Source organism: Cobetia sp. ICG0124, from assembly GCF_004006355.1.
Lineage (GTDB): Bacteria > Pseudomonadota > Gammaproteobacteria > Pseudomonadales > Halomonadaceae > Cobetia > Cobetia marina.
Map to the genome: position 1 here is coordinate 2,004,514 of NZ_CP024893.1, position 17,722 is coordinate 2,022,235.

13 protein-coding genes and 2 pseudogenes are annotated in these 17,722 nt (G+C 62.3%); 6 read left to right on the forward strand and 9 right to left on the reverse strand.

The genetic code is table 11. The features are described 5' to 3' along the window. Positions 1–21 precede the first annotated feature (21 nt). The 7 genes from CU110_RS09295 to glnT form a co-directional block, all read right to left on the reverse strand. A complete protein-coding gene (locus tag CU110_RS09295; RefSeq protein WP_127735670.1) occupies positions 22–1,116 on the reverse strand; it encodes a DUF3445 domain-containing protein in 1,095 nt (364 codons plus the stop codon). A 39-nt stretch (positions 1,117–1,155) separates the two neighbouring features. After that, a complete protein-coding gene (locus tag CU110_RS09300; RefSeq protein ID WP_084208842.1) occupies positions 1,156–2,100 on the reverse strand; it encodes a PDR/VanB family oxidoreductase in 945 nt (314 codons plus the stop codon). After that, positions 2,085–2,771: a dimethylamine monooxygenase subunit DmmA family protein gene (locus CU110_RS09305; protein ID WP_084208843.1), complete on the reverse strand. Its 687-nt coding sequence runs from the start codon at positions 2,769–2,771 to the stop codon at positions 2,085–2,087. The genes CU110_RS09300 and CU110_RS09305 overlap by 16 nt, the downstream gene beginning before the upstream one ends. 601 nt (positions 2,772–3,372) lie before the next feature. After that, entirely contained in the window at positions 3,373–4,713 is a 1,341-nt protein-coding gene (locus CU110_RS09310; RefSeq protein ID WP_084208844.1) for an FMN-binding glutamate synthase family protein, read from the reverse strand. A 14-nt stretch (positions 4,714–4,727) separates the two neighbouring features. After that, entirely contained in the window at positions 4,728–5,414 is a 687-nt protein-coding gene (locus tag CU110_RS09315; protein WP_240499541.1) for a protein glxC, read from the reverse strand. After that, positions 5,414–6,331, reverse strand: a complete 918-nt coding sequence (locus tag CU110_RS09320; RefSeq protein WP_084208845.1) for a glutamine amidotransferase family protein — start codon at positions 6,329–6,331, stop codon at positions 5,414–5,416. Before CU110_RS09320 ends, CU110_RS09315 begins: the two co-directional genes overlap by 1 nt. A gap of 117 nt (positions 6,332–6,448) precedes the next feature. After that, a complete protein-coding gene (glnT, locus tag CU110_RS09325; protein WP_084208846.1) occupies positions 6,449–7,783 on the reverse strand; it encodes a type III glutamate--ammonia ligase in 1,335 nt (444 codons plus the stop codon). 686 nt (positions 7,784–8,469) lie between these two features. Between glnT and CU110_RS09330 the strand changes: the two genes are divergently transcribed. Together CU110_RS09330 and CU110_RS09335 are read left to right on the forward strand one after the other, a co-directional pair. Beyond that, entirely contained in the window at positions 8,470–9,615 is a 1,146-nt protein-coding gene (locus CU110_RS09330) for an aminomethyltransferase family protein (protein WP_084208848.1), read from the forward strand. A gap of 320 nt (positions 9,616–9,935) precedes the next feature. After that, a pseudogene (locus CU110_RS09335) lies at positions 9,936–10,583 on the forward strand (XRE family transcriptional regulator); the annotation flags it as partial. Here CU110_RS09335 and CU110_RS09340 read toward each other — a convergent pair. After that, on the reverse strand, positions 10,512–11,612 hold the full coding sequence (locus tag CU110_RS09340) for a LysR family transcriptional regulator (RefSeq protein ID WP_346427121.1): 1,101 nt from the start codon (positions 11,610–11,612) through the stop codon (positions 10,512–10,514). The pseudogene CU110_RS09335 and the gene CU110_RS09340 overlap by 72 nt on opposite strands. Positions 11,613–11,762: 150 nt before the next feature. Here CU110_RS09340 and CU110_RS09345 point away from each other — a divergent pair, with 150 nt between their 5' ends. The 4 genes and pseudogenes from CU110_RS09345 to CU110_RS09360 all read left to right on the forward strand — a co-directional run bounded on the left by CU110_RS09345 (position 11,763) and on the right by CU110_RS09360 (position 16,918). Next, positions 11,763–13,112 (forward strand): aspartate aminotransferase family protein, encoded by a 1,350-nt coding sequence (locus CU110_RS09345; RefSeq protein WP_084208851.1) that lies wholly within the window; start codon positions 11,763–11,765, stop codon positions 13,110–13,112. A gap of 119 nt (positions 13,113–13,231) precedes the next feature. Further along, positions 13,232–14,679, forward strand: a pseudogene (locus CU110_RS09350) (CoA-acylating methylmalonate-semialdehyde dehydrogenase). Between the two features lie 226 nt (positions 14,680–14,905). After that, entirely contained in the window at positions 14,906–15,217 is a 312-nt protein-coding gene (locus CU110_RS09355) for a putative quinol monooxygenase (protein WP_164850337.1), read from the forward strand. Positions 15,218–15,247: 30 nt separating this feature from the next. Further along, on the forward strand, positions 15,248–16,918 hold the full coding sequence (locus CU110_RS09360) for a sodium:solute symporter family protein (protein WP_127735673.1): 1,671 nt from the start codon (positions 15,248–15,250) through the stop codon (positions 16,916–16,918). Here CU110_RS09360 and CU110_RS09365 read toward each other — a convergent pair. Continuing rightward, entirely contained in the window at positions 16,870–17,679 is an 810-nt protein-coding gene (locus CU110_RS09365; RefSeq protein WP_127735676.1) for an SDR family NAD(P)-dependent oxidoreductase, read from the reverse strand. The two genes, CU110_RS09360 and CU110_RS09365, sit on opposite strands and share 49 nt — an antisense overlap. Positions 17,680–17,722 lie beyond the last annotated feature (43 nt).

Below are 17,722 nucleotides of genomic sequence, written 5' to 3' on the forward strand. Positions count from 1 at the left end.
TGTTATTCGCAAGCGCTTTCGTCAGCGGCTTGCGATCCATTCCCTATCACGCCCTCGGCGCCGAGAGCGGTTTGCCGAGAGCGCATTGGCCTTGGCCGCAACGCTTGCCTCGCGGGCTTCCAGCCACTCGAGCACGCTGGGCAGATAGCGCGTCAGCCCCTTGTAGTCGATCAGCTCCGCCGGCAGGGTCTTGAGCACCTTCAGCAGACGCGTCTGCCAGACCGGGTTGGTACACAGGTCCTCGAGGCTGATCAGATAGGTGCGGATACCGAAGAACAGCGCATGACTGCGCGGCATGCGCACCAGCGTCTGCAGCTCGACGCGCAGATGCACATCACGACCGGCGTTTTCGGCGGTGATGGTGGTGCGATCACTGCCCCACTCGGCATAGGTCTCCGGGGAGCTGTCCATGCGCGGATGGATGGTCATGGTCCAGTTGAGGCGTCGCACCGGCCCGCCGACCTGGATGGCGCACAGGTATTTGAGCGCGCGATCGAACACGCCCATCTCATGCGCCAGCGGCACCGGACCATGCCACTGCTTGAAGCTCATGCCGGCATCGAAGGCCAGTGACCAGTCCGCCGGACAGGTGATCATGCCGGCGTCCATGAAGAGGTCACCGTCGCGCTGGTCGAGCAGCGCGATATCGCCCTGCATCTGCCGGCCGATATAGTCCAGTGGCGGCAGTGGCAGGCTGGCGTCATCGCCCATGCGGAAGCTCTGTTCCAGCTCCAGCAGATGGTTGCGCCACACGCAGTCATCGCCGTCGCGCTCGAAACTGAAGGCCTCGGGATAGTCCCGGGCGTAGTGCGTCATCACGAATTCCAGGAAGTCCCAGGCTGCCGGCTGCATGTGTGGCATCACCAGGCAGCGTCTGGGGTCCTTGGCCAGCACCCGCTCACGCTCGGCGATCTCGCTCAGATAATGCTCATCGATATCCAGCATGTGCTCGGTGATGGAACCCGGCTTGCCCGGCAAGACATGTGGCTCGATATTGACCGAGTAACGGTACTCATCTTCCGGGAACGGGAAGGGAAAACGCTGGATGGCGTAGTCGGAATTCTTGAAGGTGAACTGACCATGGAACGCCTGGTCATCTCGCGGGGAAAATTGCATGTTCCTGCTCCTTGGGGGTCCATCTCGCGAAAGACGGTTTCAGAGATCCAGCACCAGCCGCTGGCTGCGTGCCCGGGAAACGCAGGGCATCACGCAGCGCTGACTGGCCCGCTCCTGTTCATCGAGGAAGGCGTCACGGTGTTCCGCCTCCCCCTCCAGCATCTCGACCCGACACTGTCCGCAGACCCCGCCGCGACACAGGCTCGTCACCTCGACACCGCTGCGCTCCAGCGCTTCCAGCAGGGATTCCTGGGCACCGACCGCCACTTCCACGCCGCTGCCACGCGCCACGGCCATGAAGGGAGTCCCCGGCTCCGGGGCGGCAAAGACCTCGTGATGGATGCGCGCGAGACTCCAGTGCAACTCGCGCGCCGCGTCCTTCACGGCATCGATCATGGCCTGCGGGCCGCAGAGGTAGACGTGCGTGCCGGCGGGCTGACGCGCCAGCAGGGCCTTGAGATTCGGACGCTCGAGACGGTGCTGGGTGATGTTGCCACTCGCCAGATAGGGCGCGGCCTCCGGGAAGCGGGCGACGTCGAGGTCCTGGCTGCGCAGGTGCAGCTCCCAGCTGGCGCCACGCCTCTCCAGTTCCGGCAGGTAGGAGAGAAACGGCGTGATGCCGATGCCGCCTGCCAGCATCAGGTGATGGCGCGCCTGCCAGTGCGGCAGAAAGAGGTTGGCCGGCGGGCTGAGCTCCAGCTCGTCGCCGACCTTGACGCGGGAATGGATGGCTTCGGAGCCGCCACGCGAGACCGGCTGACGACGCACCGCGATGCAGTACTGCGAGGGATCATCCGGCGGGCTGATCAATGAGTAGGCGTTGCGACACACCCGCCCTTCTCCTGGAATGCCCAGCACCACATGACTGCCCGGCGAGAACGGCGTGAAGGGGGAAGCCTCATCGGCAGGCACCAGAGTGAGACGGCGCACGCTGCTGCTGAGCTGATCGACCGCGGCGACCCGCGCCTTCATGAAGCGAGACATGGTGCCACCTCCTCCTGTGGGGGGATCTCTCCCGGGGCTTCCGCATCGATTCGCACGCCCATGTAGGCACCGAGGCGCTTGGAAAAATGATCACGCACTTCCAGCATCAAGCCGCAGCCATCGCAGGCCGCCGGCGAGTGGATGACATGCTCACTGACCTGCTGACAGTGCACGCAGAACACATGCCGCCCCAGGGCAGCGACCGGCAGCATCACCATGTCATCCAGCAACAGCCCCTGCAGCTGAGCCAGATTGGCGACCTGCCACACGAAATGCTCACTGCCGATGATGACCAGACACCCCGCCGCGCCTACCTCGCCGATGGCACCCGCCAGCGCATCGCAGGCCAGGGGGCGATCATCGACGTCGTACCAGCGATGCAGGCGGGCGCTGTCGGCGGGCCCCGTGGGCAACGCCTCTGTTGCCGGAGCGGATTGCACGGCGCCTCCCACCTCGCGGCTACCGAGCTGCCCCAGCAGCGTACTGATCAGCTGACAATGCATCTGCAGTTGCTGACGGGCGTTGCCCGCCGCCTCTCCAGTGCCTGGCAGGCTCTCGGGAGACTGGCATGCCACCAGATAGCGTTGGGCATCGGGCAGCGCCTCGATGCGTGGATAGTGTTGCCGACTTCGAATCCCGGCAGTGACAGAGGATGATTGCGGGCTTTTCATGACACGACCCTGCTCTGAGAAATTGTCCTTGTTGTAATGCCGCCGTCTTGACGATGACGCGCATCCGACTACCACTCCATTTCTTGAGCATATTTCGTGCCATTGACGGCAAAATCATTCCCCAATATACCCGGCAAAATCGTCTGAAAACCCCACTTCACATATGAACAATCAATAGAGGAACTCACGCACCAAAACAGAGCGCAAAACTCGTGAATAACGGCTTTTATTCACCATTATTGCCCTGATCCAATCTCACCTCATAAGCCAATCGCTACGCCTGACATATTTCTCATTCAATATCTTCAAGATGCTGAAAGAATGGAAAAACTTTATCCTGGGAGAATCATGACCTCACGATCCACACGACACTACATGCTCTCCAAAGGGTGAGGCGCTTTGATAACTCAATATCGTCAGGTCATATTTTTCTACATCAACCGGAGCAGAGTTCTTGTCATTGCGACATTTTGCCTGGACAACATTGCGGCGAGCTTGCTGACAAAAGGCTTCGCAGCTTTGCCATGACAATCATGCGCAATGGCAGCCATGCACGATCGCTCTCATGCGCAATGGCACACGCACGATAGAGATCGTGCCATCAGTATCCGCCCTGCCCCGGCACCCAGTTGGTGCCCGCCAGAGGCACCCGGGCCATGGCCGCGGCTTCCACGTTCAGGGCGACCAGATCTTCCGGTTCCAGGTGGTGCAGGTGCGATTTGCCACAGGCACGTGCCAGGGTCTGGGCTTCCAGCGTCAGCACGCGCAGGTAGTTGGCCAGACGCTTGCCGGCTGCGATCGGGTCCAGTCGCTGGCTCAGCTCCGGGTCCTGGGTGGAGATACCGGCCGGACACTTGCCATCCTGGAAGTCGTCATAGAAACCGGCGGCGGACCCCAGCTTCTGATACTCATCGGCATAGCGCGGATGGTTGTCGCCCAGCGCAATCAAGGCGGCAGTACCGATGGCCACGGCATCGGCACCCAGCGCGATCGCCTTGGCCACATCGGCGCCATTGCGAATCCCACCGGAGACGATCAGCTGCACCTCACGGTGCAGGCCCATCTCCTGCAGTGCCTGAGTGGCCTGGGGGATGGCGGCCATGGTCGGGATACCGACGTGTTCGATGAAGACATCCTGGGTGGCGGCGGTGCCGCCCTGCATGCCATCCAGCACGATGACATCCGCGCCCGCCTTCACCGCCAGCTTGACGTCATAGTAGGTGCGGGTCGCGCCGATCTTGACGTAGATCGGCACCTGCCAGTCGGTGATCTCACGCAGTTCGGCAATCTTGATCGCCAGGTCATCCGGGCCGGTCCAGTCCGGGTGGCGACAGGCGCTGCGCTGGTCAATGCCCTGCGGCAGCGTACGCATGCCCGCGACCCGCTCGGAAATCTTCTGGCCCAGCAGCATGCCGCCACCGCCGGGCTTGGCGCCCTGGCCGAGCACGACTTCAATTGCGTCGGCCTTGCGCAGGTCGTCCGGGTTCATGCCATAACGTGACGGCAGATACTGATAGACGAGGCGCGAGGACTGGCCGCGCTCCTCCGGGGTCATGCCGCCATCGCCGGTAGTGGTGGAGGTGCCGATTTCCGAGGCACCACGCCCCAGCGCTTCCTTGGCCTGGGCGGACAGGGCACCGAAGCTCATGCCGGCGATGGTCACCGGCGTGCTGATCACGACCGGCTTCTTGGCATGGCGCGTGCCGAGCACGACTTCGGTCTCGCACTTCTCGCGATAGCCTTCCAGCGGATAGCGCGACATGCTGGCGCCGAGGAACAGCAGGTCATCGAAATGCGGCACCTTGCGCTTGGCGCCCCAGCCACGGATATCGTAGATTCCCGTCTCCGCCGCGCGCTGGATCTCATGGATGACATCGCGGCCGAAGGTGGCGGATTCCCGCAGTGCCGGGTTGTAAGGCTGTGTTTGAGTTTCGTCAGTCATGTTGGGCATCCTGATCAGTAGGCTGAGGCGTTGTCGACCTTGAAGTGATAGAGCTGACGCGCAGATCCATAACGCGTGAAGCTGGCCGGGTCTTCATCGATTCCGGCACTCGCCAGCAACTCCGCCAGTTCTTCCAGGTGCTCGGCACGCATGTCCTTGGCGATGCAGTCCGCGCCCAGCGATGCGACCGTGCCCTTCACGTAGAGTCGCGCTTCATAGAGCGAATCGCCGAGTCCTTCGCCGGCGTCGCCGCAGACCACCATGCGCCCCGCCTGGCCCATGAAGGCACTCATGGCCCCGATGTTGCCCTTGACGACGATATCCACGCCCTTCATCGAGATGCCGCAGCGCGCCGAGGCGTTGCCTTCGATGATCAGCAGGCCGCCGTGGGCGGTCGCGCCCGCGGACTGGGAAGCATCGCCCTTGACCCGCACGCAGCCGGACATCATGTTTTCCGCCACCCCGACCCCGGTGTTGCCGTGGATGGTGACGCTGGCCTTCTGATTCATGCCCGCACAGTAGTAGCCCGCGTGGCCATCGATATCGACACTGATAGCGTCATTGATGCCGCAGGCGATGTTGTGGGCGCCGTCGGAATTGACCACTCGCCACTCACGCGCGTCCTTCAGGGTGTCGGCATCGTGCAAGGCCTGGTTCAATTCGCGCAGCCCATCAACGGCCAGATCGTGAGTCTTCATCATTACGCGGCCTCCGAACGGGCGGTGTCTTTTTCCCACAGATACAGGCGGCCGGGTTCCGGCTCCCACACGCGGGCATCCTTGATGCCCGGCAGACTGGCCAGGGCGCGGTATTCCGAGGCCATGGCCACGTAATCATCGGTCTCGGCGATCACGGCAGGCTTGCAGGCGATCGGGTCACGCACCACGGCGAAGCCATCACGGGTGCCAATGGTGAAGGTGAAGAAGCCATCAAGGTCCTTCAGGGCGCCGGTGATCGCGGCTTCCAGGCTGTCGCCCTGCTCCAGACGCCAGGTCAGGTAGCCAGCGGCGACTTCGGAATCGTTGTCGGTCTCGAAGCTGATGCCCTCACGCTTGAGCTTGGTGCGCAGCCAGTTGTGGTTGGACAGCGAGCCATTGTGGACCAGGCACAGATCACGCCCGGTGGAGAACGGGTGGCTGCCCTGCAGGGTCACGGCGCTTTCGGTCGCCATGCGGGTATGGCCGATGATGTGGCTGCCCTGCATGCCCTTGAGGCCATAGAGGCTGGCGATATGGGCCGGCAGGCCCACTGCCTTGAGGATTTCGATGCTCTGCCCCACGCTCAATACGCGAATCTGCGGGGCACTGTCGGCAAGCCAGCTACGCACGGCGCTCTCTTCCCCGGCGATCTTGAATACCGCGACACTGGCATTGCTGAACCAGTCCGCCACCGTGCCGACCTGCTCGCCCAGGCCCTTGGCGATCGCCTCCCAATCCTCATCGACACCATCGCTTTGCAGCGTCAGCTTGATGCCAGCGTCAAATTCGTCGCCATAGATGGCGAAGCCAGCGCTGTCCGGGCCGCGATCGGTCATCGCGATCAACATCGGCTCGAACAGCTCCCCCAGGCGCGATTCCAGCGCCGGGTTCTTGAGATAAAGCCCTACGATTCCACACATGGTGATGTCCTCTCACGGGCAGGAGGCGTCTCCTGCCTGGTGTCTTGAGCGTGGTGGTGACAGTGGCGACCCTCGTCTGACATGATCCGCGAGGTCCGCGAGCGCCGCCGGATGAGATCAGAAGAATTCGGCGTAGCGCTGGACTTCCCAAGCACTGACGTGCGCGTTGTAATCCCGCCATTCCTCGCGCTTGAGGCGCATGAACTCGGCGCAGATCCCCTCGCCCAGGCTCTCGCGCAGAATGCTGTCCGCCTCGAGCGCATCGATGGCCAGGGCCAGATTCTGCGGCAGCGTCTCGATGCCCTTCTCGGCGCATTCGCTCGGGGTCAGCGAGTAGAGATTGATGTTGTGGGGCGTGCCCGGGTCCAGCTTGCGCGCCACGCCATCCAGCCCCGCCGCGATGATGGCGGCGTGCACGAGATAGGGGTTGCAGCCGGCGTCCGGCAGGCGGAACTCGAGGCGACCGTAGGGCACGCGCACCATGGCCGAGCGGTTGTTGTCCCCGTAGGCGACGAAGACCGGCGCCCAGGTCGCGCCGCTGGTGCTGCCACCCCCGACCAGACGCTTGTAGGAATTGACGGTCGGCGCGGCAAAGGCACACAGCGCCGGGGCATGCGCCAGCAGACCGCCGAGGAAGTGATACGCCAGCGGCGACAGGCCCATGCCCTGGGAATCGGAGTCATCGCCAAACAGATTGCGGCCGGTGTCATCACACACGGACAGGTGGAAGTGCATGCCGTTGCCCGGGCGGTCCGCCAGCGGCTTGGGCATGAAGGAGCACACCATGCCCAGGTCATTGGCGATCTCGCCGGCAGCCATGCGCACGAAGGTGAAGCGGTCTGCCGAGGTCAGCGCATCGCTGTAGGTGTAGTTGATCTCGAACTGGCCATTGGCGTCCTCGTGATCGATCTGATAGACGTCGAAGTCCACCGCCTGCAGCGATTCGACCAGACGCTCGAGGAATTCACGCGAACGTGACAGGCCCTTGTAGTCGTAGCAGGGCTTGGCGAGGGTATCGCTCTCATCCACCGGCAACAGCTCACCCGCTTCCCCCCGGCGGAACAGTGAGAATTCCGGCTCCAGCCCGCTATTGAGTGTCCAGCCCTTCTCCTTCATGCGCTCCAGCTGCTTGAGCAGTACCACACGGCTGTCGTTGGCGAACGGTTGCCCATTGACGTAGCCATCACAGGCCATGCGCGCATAGCCCGGCTGCCACGGCACCAGGCACAGCGAGTCCAGATCGCCACGCGCCATGAAGTCCGGCCCCTCCGGCGACATGCCGAGACCACTGACGGCGAAGCCGGCAAAGCCGGCGCCCTTCTCGACCACATCCATCAGGCAATTGGCCGGCACGGACTTGGTCTTGGCAGCGCCATGAATATCCACGAACTGCGCCAGCAAGTAGCGAATATCGTGATCCTTGATGAACTGTTGCGCCTTTTCGGGTGACATCTGGGTTTCCTCTGAGAGCGGACCGGGTTCCATCTCCCTCGACACTGTCTGCCACCCCGGGAAACCTGACCCCTTGTGGTGACACGCCACGCCAAGATAGCGGATGAAACGAGTTTTTGTGATTCCTGCTGGTCAACTTTATTTCCCTCAAAGAAAAGCATGCAGCATGCCATTTCGCCAGCTGCCGCCCAGAACTTTTCATCAACCTCATGTTTTGCATGGGAATTTATTTTCCGAGCTCGTTTTACCCCACATAAAACGCCAGGTGATCCTGAGTGAAATCCTGCCCGTTTCTCGAAATAGGCATCATTTCGGTGCCCAAAGCCCCCTCTTCGCACCAGCATGACGCAAAGCGCTGATATTCACGCCCGAATTCGTGCTGCCAATCAGCGCCTGACCCGCTCAAGGATTGCCGTGTCCATGGCCTTTGACGGAATTGGCAAGCCCCTTGCTTAACCATGAGGAATGTTTCTTTCCTTTCAAGAATCGACACTCATGCGATCAGGCAAGGCAAGCAGCAGGCACAAGTCCTTGTGAAGCGCCTGAAGAGGCGCCTGAAGAGGCAACAGAACAACAACACCTCCTGCGGCGAATGCGCGTCTTGCGCGCCATCTCCGCCAGCACCAGCAGGACTACGGCACCACCCACTTACGCTAGGCAGCACGACTCACAGGAGAAAGGGACGCATGGCGAATTCATGGCGCATCTCGGCATTGGCCGAACAACACCGCAAGCTGGGCGCGGAGCTGGAAGACTGGAATGGCATGGGCACTGCCTGGAATTACGCCGTCTCGGACACGGCCGATGACCACGAGACCATCCGCACCCGCGCCGGTCTGATGGATGTCTCGGGGCTCAAGAAGATCCACTGCAACGGCCCGCACGCTCAGGCCGTGCTGGATTACGTCACCACGCGGGACATGTCCAAGCTGTATCCGGGCAAATCGGTGTACGCCAGCGTCTTGAATGAGGCCGGCAAGTTCGTCGACGACTGCATCGTCTATTGCCTGGCGCCGAACTCCTATCTCGTGGTGCACGGCACGGGCACCGCGAATGAAATGCTGGCCAAGAGTGCCCTGGGGCGTGCCGTCAGCCTGACCTTCGATGACGACATGCATGACATGTCACTGCAGGGGCCGGTCGCGGTGGATTTCCTTGAGCGTCACGTGCCGGGCATCCGTGAGCTGCGTTACTTCCACCATCTGCAGACCCAGCTGTTCGGCTACCACGTGATGATCTCGCGCACCGGCTACACCGGCGAGCGGGGCTACGAGATCTTCTGCAAGGCCAAGGACGCTCCCTCTCTGTGGGAACAGATTCTCGAAGATGGCGCCGACATGGGCATCAAGCCGTGCAGCTTCGGCACCCTTGACTGGCTGCGGGTCGAGAGCCACCTGCTGTTCTACCCGGCGGACAATTCCGAAACCTACCCGTATCCCGACCAGCCGGTGGGCGACACCCTGTGGGAGCTGGGCCTGGACTTCACCGTCTCACCGGGCAAGACCGAATTCCGTGGCGCCAGCGAACACTTCGCGCTGCAGGGCAAGGAGCGCGTCAAGGTCTATGGCGTGCTGTTGGACTCGAAAGACGTCGCCCAGATCGGTGACAAGATCTACGCCGACGGCAAGTGCGTCGGTGTCATCACCCAGGGCATGTACTCGCGCCTGAGCGATCGCTCCATGGCGCTGGCACGTCTCGAACCCGGCTATGCCGAGCATGGCACCCCGCTGACCCTCAAGACCGGCACTGACGGCGAGACCAGCCTCTCGGCCATCAGTCATTCCCTGCCCTTCGATGACCCGGAAAAGGCCAAGCGACTGGCGCGCGGCTGATCGCGCGCCACAACCTCGAGGCAATAGCCAAAGCCTCGAGGCAATAGCGCAAAGCGCCCGAGGCTGAACAGCGCGAAATCTGCGACGCATGCTCGGCATAGCGTCGAGGAGACCTGAGAGGCCTCACTCGGCATGGCGTCGAGCTGAGGCCTGCTTGCATCACCGAGGACTGGCCACCAACGTGGATGAGGGGTGGCGGTAAACTTGATAATCTCACCCGATATCCGCACGCGGGTGACGCGCAATGACTCCCACAAGGACGCGTTTCTTGTCCCGCCTGCTCATCCCTATCGCATCCCCCTCCGCCACAGGAGTTATCCATGCCGCGAGAATCCTCCCATTCCTCCGACACACCTCAACCGACAGCCCACGAAGCGCGAACGAAAGCGACTGAGACGAAAACCGCGTCGCTGACCGCAGAACCTGCCGCGCAGTCCGAGGTGAAAGAGACCATCACCGCGGCAGCCGACGAGACGCGCCTGGGACTTGAGCAGCACATTGCGCGCGCGCTCAAGCAGCAGCGAGTCTCGCAGGGCTACAAGATTTCCGATGTCTCGCGTATCGCCGGTGTCAGTCAGGGCATGATCAGCAAGGTGGAGAACGCCCAGGTGTCCACCAGCCTCGATACCCTCAACAAGCTGTGCAATGCCTTGAGTCTGCCGATCTCGAAGCTGTTCAGCGATTACGATGTCAATGGGCGTGGTGCCCAGCACATCAAGGCCGGGCAAGGCATGCAGGTGGTACGCACCGGCACGGAAGTCGGCCATGCCTATCAACTGTTGAGCTACAAGCAGGGCCCCAAGAAGCGCTACGAACCCTTCCTGATCACCATGGATGATGCCAGCGAAGTCTTCCCCAACTTCTGCCATGCCGGACATGAATTCATCTACCTGCTGTCAGGACATCTCACCTATCGCCACGGTGACAAGTTCTATGAGATGGGCCCCGGCGACAGCCTGGCCTTCGATGCCGGCGTTCCGCATGGCCCCGAGAAGTTGAACGAGGTCCCGATTCAGCTGCTGTCGATCATTCACTACGACGACAAGTGTCGGTGTCACCTGGCGCAGGGCGTCCAGCTCGGTCAGATAACGCTCCAGCACCAGGTTGGGCGCGCGGCTCTTGCGCGTGATGGCGCTGTAATAGGTGACATAGGAGTTGGCCACCGGGCTGAGCGCCTGCATCTGGCCATCGCGCACCCAGCGCTCGGCATAGTGGGTGGGCAGATAGCCGAGATAACGCCCGGAGAGCACCAGAAAGGCGATGCCCTCGCGGTCGGTCGCCGAGGCGGATGCCCTGAGTGGCTCATGCAGCGCCTTGATCGTGGGCGTCTGCGCGTAGGCAGGCAGCACGGCATCATGCTGGCGTATTTCCTCCTGCCCCACCGGACGACCGCGCGCGCGAGTGTCGCCTTCCCGGGGCTCGCGAAACAGCACATGACCCCGCGCGCAGTAAAGGCAGGAGGTTTCCTCGTAGAGCGAGCGATACTCGAGTCCCGGCAGCGTCTTGAGCGTCGGGATCACGCCGGTATGCAATCGCCCATCCAGTACGGCGCGCTCGATCTCATTGGGCGGGATCATGCGGATGTTGATCTTCACTTCCGGGCCGTGCTTCTTGAGCGCGCTCAGGGCGTGAGTGATGTGCATCTCCGGCATGGTGACCAGGTTGTCGGTGATGCCGATGTTCAGCTCGCCCTTGAGCCAGGCGTGCAGTCCGTTGATGCGCGTGCGAAAGCCTTCCGCCGCTGCCAGCATCTGCATCGCGGCTTCATGGACGTCTCTTCCCTCATTGGTGAGCGCGAAACCACTGCGACCCCGCTGGCAGAGCTTGAGGCCAAGCCGCGTCTCCAGGTCACTCATCGCCATGCTGATGGCGGAGCGACTGATGTTGAGCTCGATCTCGGCCGCCGAGAAGCCGCCGCATTCCACCACCTTGCGAAAGATGCGCAGCAAGCGCAGATCGGCATCGCCAAGCTGTCCTCTCATGCCGTCCTTGCGCATGGTCTGCCCTCCTGAGTTCCACGACATGGAAAGTTAAGTAAATGCTTTCCTGAAGATAAAGACAACGGCATTTATCTTATCAAAAGGGCTTTCTAATCTAGCCAGACAGGAGCCGAGATCCAACAACAACAGCACTCTTCGGGAGACATCATGACCGCCTTCGACACATCCCCTTCCGCCCAGGCAGGATTGAGCAAGGAACAACTTGACGCCTACTGGATGCCCTACACGGCCAATCGGCAGTTCAAGCAGGACCCACGCATCATCACCAAGGCGCAGGGTGCCTACTTCACGGATTCCCGGGGACGCCAGATATTCGATGGCCTGTCGGGTCTCTGGACCTGCGGTGCCGGCCATTGCCGCCCGGAGATCGCCGAAGCGGTCAGCGCACAGCTGCGCGAGCTGGATTACGCGCCATCCTTCCAGTACGGCCACCCCAAGGCCTTCGAGCTGGCACATCGCATCACGGGACTGATGCCCGAGGGGCTGGATCACGTCTTCTTCACCGGCTCAGGTTCCGAAAGCGCCGATACCTCACTGAAGATCGCGCGCGCCTACTGGCGCAAGAAAGGCAAGCCGACCAAGACCAAGCTGATCGGTCGCAGCAAGGGCTATCACGGCGTCAACTTCGGGGGCTTCAGCGTCGGCGGCATCGGCGCCAACCGCACGCTCTATGGCCAGGGGGTCGATGCCGACCATCTACCGCATACCCTGCTCAAGGAAAATGTCTTCACCCCCGGCATGCCCCAGACCGGTTCCGAGCGCGCCGATGAGCTGCTGGAGCTGATCGCGCTGCATGATGCCTCCAACATCGCGGCCGTCATCGTCGAGCCGATGGCAGGCTCCGCCGGCGTGCTGCCGCCGCCTGTGGGCTATCTCAAGCGACTGCGCGAGCTGTGTGACCAGCACGATATCCTGTTGATCTTCGATGAGGTCATCACCGGCTTCGGGCGCATGGGCGCCATGAGCGGCGCCGAGGAATTCGGTGTCACACCGGACATCCTCAATGTCGCCAAGCAGCTTACCAATGGCGCAGTGCCGATGGGTGCAGTGGTCGTCAAGGGCGATATCTACCAGACCTTCATGGACAACGGCGGCGCCGATTACATGATGGAGATTCCCCACGGCTACACCTACTCCGGTCACCCGGTGGCGTGTGCCGCGGCACTGGCGGCCCTCGACGTGCTCGAGAATGACCAGCTCATCCCCCGTGTCCGTGAACTGAGCCCGGTCTTCGAGAAGAAGCTGCACGAGCTCAAGGGCACTCGCTACATCAGTGACATCCGCAACTACGGCCTGGCCGGTGCTCTGCAGGTCGAGGCCTATCCCGGCGAGCCGGCGCGGCGTCCCTACGAGATCGCCATGCATTGCTGGAAGGCCGGCTTCTATGTGCGTTACGGCGGCGACACCATCCAGCTGGGCCTGCCGTTCATCACCGAGCACGATGAACTGGACCGTCTGATCAATGCCCTGGGCGATGCCTTCGCCGCACAGGACTGATGATCGACGCTTAAGACTGACAATCACGTTCAGGGCTGACAATCACGTTCGGACTGGCGATCGACGCCAGCCCCATCACTGCCCTTTTTCTTGCAAGTCATTTCATGGAGCCCACAACAATGAAAACGCTCGGTCACCTCATCAACGGCAACCTCGATCACAGCGAAGGCCGTACCCAGGACATCTTCAATCCCTCCACCGGTGAGGTCGGCGGTCAGGTGCGCCTGGCCAGCAAGGCGACCGTCGAGGAAGCCATCGCGGCCGCCGCCGCCGCCTTCCCGGAATGGCGCAACACGCCGCCGATCAAGCGCGCCCGAGTGATGTTCCGCTTCAAGCAGCTGCTGGAAGAGCACGCCGACGAGATCGCCCGCCTGATCGGCCAGGAACACGGCAAGATCTGTCACGATGCGCTGGGGGAACTCCAGCGCGGCATCGAGAATGTCGAATATGCCTGCAGCGCCCCGGAACTGCTCAAGGGTGAGCACAGCCGCAATACCGGCCCGGGCATCGACTCCTGGAGCGAATTCCAGCCACTGGGCGTCGTTGCCGGCATCACGCCGTTCAACTTCCCGGCCATGGTGCCGCTGTGGATGTACCCGATGGCGATCGCCTGCGGCAACACCTTCGTCCTCAAGCCCTCCGAGCGCGACCCGACCTCCACGCTGTTCATCGCCGAGCTGCTGATGGAGGCTGGCCTGCCGGCCGGCGTCATGAATGTCGTCAATGGCGACAAGGAAGCCGTCGATACGCTGCTGGATGACCCGCGCATCCAGGCGGTCAGCTTCGTGGGCTCCACGCCGATCGCCGAGTACATCTACAGCCGCGCCGCCGCCAACGGCAAGCGCTGTCAGGCCCTCGGTGGCGCCAAGAACCACGCCATCGTGATGCCGGACGCCGACATGGAATACGTGGCCAACTCACTGAATGGCGCCGCCTTCGGCTCCTCCGGTGAGCGCTGCATGGCGCTGTCCGTCGCGGTGGCCGTGGGCGATGACGCCGCCGACAAGCTGATCGCGCAGATGAAGCAGCAGATGGAAGGCCTTAAGGTCGGTATCTACAGCGACAAGGGCAATGATTTCGGCCCGCTGATCACCGCGGCGCATCGCGACAAGGTGGTGGGCTACATCGATAGCGCCGAGCAGCAAGGCGCAAAGGTGGTGGTCGATGGCCGCAATCCGCAGGTCGAAGGCGGCGAGAACGGCTTCTTCGTCGGCGGCACCCTGATCGATGGCGTCACCCCGGAGTCGTGCGCGCCGATTCGATGGAAGCCGCCATGCGGCTGATCAATGATCACGAATACGGCAACGGCACCTGCATCTATACCCGAGATGGCGAAGCCGCTCGCTACTTCAGTGATCACATCCAGGTCGGCATGGTCGGCATCAATGTGCCGCTGCCGGTGCCGGTCGCCTATCACAGCTTCGGTGGCTGGAAGCGCTCGCTGTTCGGCGATCTGTCCGCCTACGGCCCGGACGCGGTGCGCTTCTATACCCGCCGCAAGACCATCACCCAGCGCTGGCCTTCCGCCGGTCTGCGTGAAGGCGCCCAGTTCGCCTTCCCGTCCTGATCGATCGCCTTCCCGGCCTGATCCCTCACGATCACGGATCATTGCCTGGTGACAACTGCGCCGGACAGCCCTGCTGTCCGGCGCTTTGGTGTGCGCATCACGCGAGATCATGCCGGCAGTCAGCCGCCGCCCCTTGCAGTGGCCAGAAACGACTCCACATAGTCAGGACATCTCATCACGAGAATCCCTGCCACAACTGCGGTCAACACCGTCACAAGGAGCCAGGATGATCTGGGTAATCGCCACCATTACCGCCAAGGAAGGTCACGTTCAGGATGTCTTCAATGAACTATGCGCCGTCGCGCCCACCGTGCGCGAGGAAGATGGCTGCCACGCCTACCACCCGTGCCTGGACTCCGAGCGCGCCGCCGACAAGGACAACGACCCACGCCCCGACACCATCACCGTGGTAGAAGCCTGGGAATCCCACGATGCGCTGCAGGCCCACCGTGAGACCGAACATATGCAGCGCTTCCGCGACAACGCCGGTGACTGGATCGCCGATGGCGATATCCGCATCCTGAGCCCGGCGGGCTGAGTGTTCTGTCATCCATTGGAGGCTCCGTACTTGAACAACGACTCTCTCTATCAATTCTCGACCATTACCGTTCTTCTCCTGCTGATCGCCTTCTATGGCGGTACCTACCTGATCACTCTCACCATTCGCAAGAAAAAGGAAGATGCTGACGAGTTCATGGTGTCCAACCACCGTGTCGGCTTCGGCATGGGCGCCGCCAGCATGACCGCCACCTGGATCTGGGCCGCCTCCTTCTATGCCGCTGCCACCTCCGGCTATACCTATGGCGTGTCAGGCCCGATCCACTATGGATTCTGGGGCGCGCTGATGATCCTGTTCATCTATCCCTTCGGCCGCCGCTTCCGCAAGCTGGCCCCCAACGCCCATACGCTGGGCGAGCTGATCCATGCACGCCACGGTTCGAGCAGCCAGCTGATTCTGGCCTTCTCCAACGTGCTGGGCAGCATCATCAGCCTGATGGTCAACTTCACGGCCGCCGGTGCGCTTGTCTCGGTGCTGTCGCCGCTGTCCTTCCAGACAGGCGTCATCCTGGCGGGGGTCGGAGTGCTCTGCTATACGCTCTGGTCGGGCTTCCGCGCCTCGGTATTGACGGATTTCGCCCAGCTGGTGGCACTGATGGCCATCGCCATCGTCATCATTCCGGCCGTGTTCTTTGCCATGGGTGGCCCTTCGGAGCTGGTGGAAGGGCTCAAGCATGTCACGCCGCAACAGGCCGACTTCTTCTCGACTGATGCCATCCTCAATCAGGGGGCGCCCTTCTTCGTGGCCGTGCTGGCGTATGCCATCGGCAATCAGACGATTTCCCAGCGCCTGTTCGCGGTCAATGAAGATCACATCAAGCCGACCTTCATCACGGCTACCGTCGGCTACGGTGCCATCGTGATCGGTCTGGGGATGATCGGTCTGATGGCGCTGACCCTCGGGGTCGAGCCGCTCAATGGCGACATGAACAACCTGATTCCGCAGATGGTGTCGGAGTACCTGCCGCCCTTCTTCATCGCCCTGTTCTTCATCCTGGTGATCGGCTCGCTGTCCTCCACCGCTGACTCCGATCTCTCGGCACTCTCGGCGATCATGATGGCAGACGTCTACGGCAAGAACATCGCCCGTGGCAAGGCCGACCCTCGCCGCATGTTGCTGGTCGGTCGTCTGACGATGATCATCGCCACCGTGCTGGGGATCGTCTTCGCCAGCTTCTCCCTGGATATTCTGGTGATGCTGGTCTTCGTCGGCGCACTCTGGGGCGCCATCGTCTTCCCGGTGATCGCCAGCTGCTTCTGGGATCGCATCACCAATCTGGCCTTCACCAGTTCCGTCCTGGTCGCCATGGTGGTGTTCTGCATGGCACGCTTCGAGTGGGTGCCGCTGGAGGGTATCAGTGGGCTGATCTTCGAGCTGCTCGCCAGCATCGGCGGCGGCGTCATCATCGGCCTGATGGTCTTCGGCTTCCTCGGTCGCATCGCCGGACTGGTCGCCGGCGTGCTGGCCATGCTGGCCATGGTCATCTTCGCGACCGGCGAACTGCGTGACTACACCGTGCTGCTGGCCTCGCTCACGGCCTACGGCACCAGCACCCTGGTCTGCGTGATCATGAGTCTCGCCAGCCGCCAGCCGCGCTTTGACTTCACCACCATCACCGACAAGGTCGGCCATTACGACGAGTCCCTGTCAAGCATTCTCTCCATCGTCGCGACCACTTGACGGCACAGCGCATCATCGAGTGCGTCGGCGTGCGGCGGTGCGAAACGCTGGGCGTCGTTGTCGAAGTACTGACTATTGGCGCCGGCGAATTCCTCATCCAGTGCCGCACGTACCAGGATATCGGCACCGATGCCAAGATCCTTGCCCGGTACGCCGAAGCCTTCCTTGACCATCTTGCTGGCCAGCAGAGAGCCCGGGTTGACCGCGATCAGGATAGGCCCCTGACCTTCCCAGTCCTGGGCAAGCATGCGGGTCCACATGGTGATCGCGAGCTTGCTCTGGGCATAGGCCGCGTAGTGGTCGTTGAACGCGACCTCGCCGGTCAGGGCCTTCACGTCCACGGGGGATTGAGCCGCCGAGGACAGATTGACGACCCGCCCGGCCGGACGCAGTGCCGGCGCCAGTTTCTGGGTGAGCAGATAGGGAGCAAGGGTATTGACCACGAAGCGCAGGTCGAGACCGTCCGCCGTCACGACCTTGGGTGCCTGGAAGACACCGGCATTGTTGATCAGGACATCCAGACTGGCATTGGCCGCCAGCACATCGCTTGCCAGTGAGTCGATGGCGACCAGGTCGGACAGGTCGGCCACGAAACCGGCGACACGCTCAGCCCCTGCCAGCGTCGCAAGTTCGGCGACGACACCATTGACCTTCTGCTCGCTACGCCCGTGGATCAGCACGCGATGGCCGCGCTCCAGCAGGGCCTTGGCCGTGACCAGGCCGATGCCATCGGTGGAACCGGTGATAAGAATGGTTTTCATGCGCTCTCTCCTTGATATGTCCCACGACGCTTGAGACGCGAAC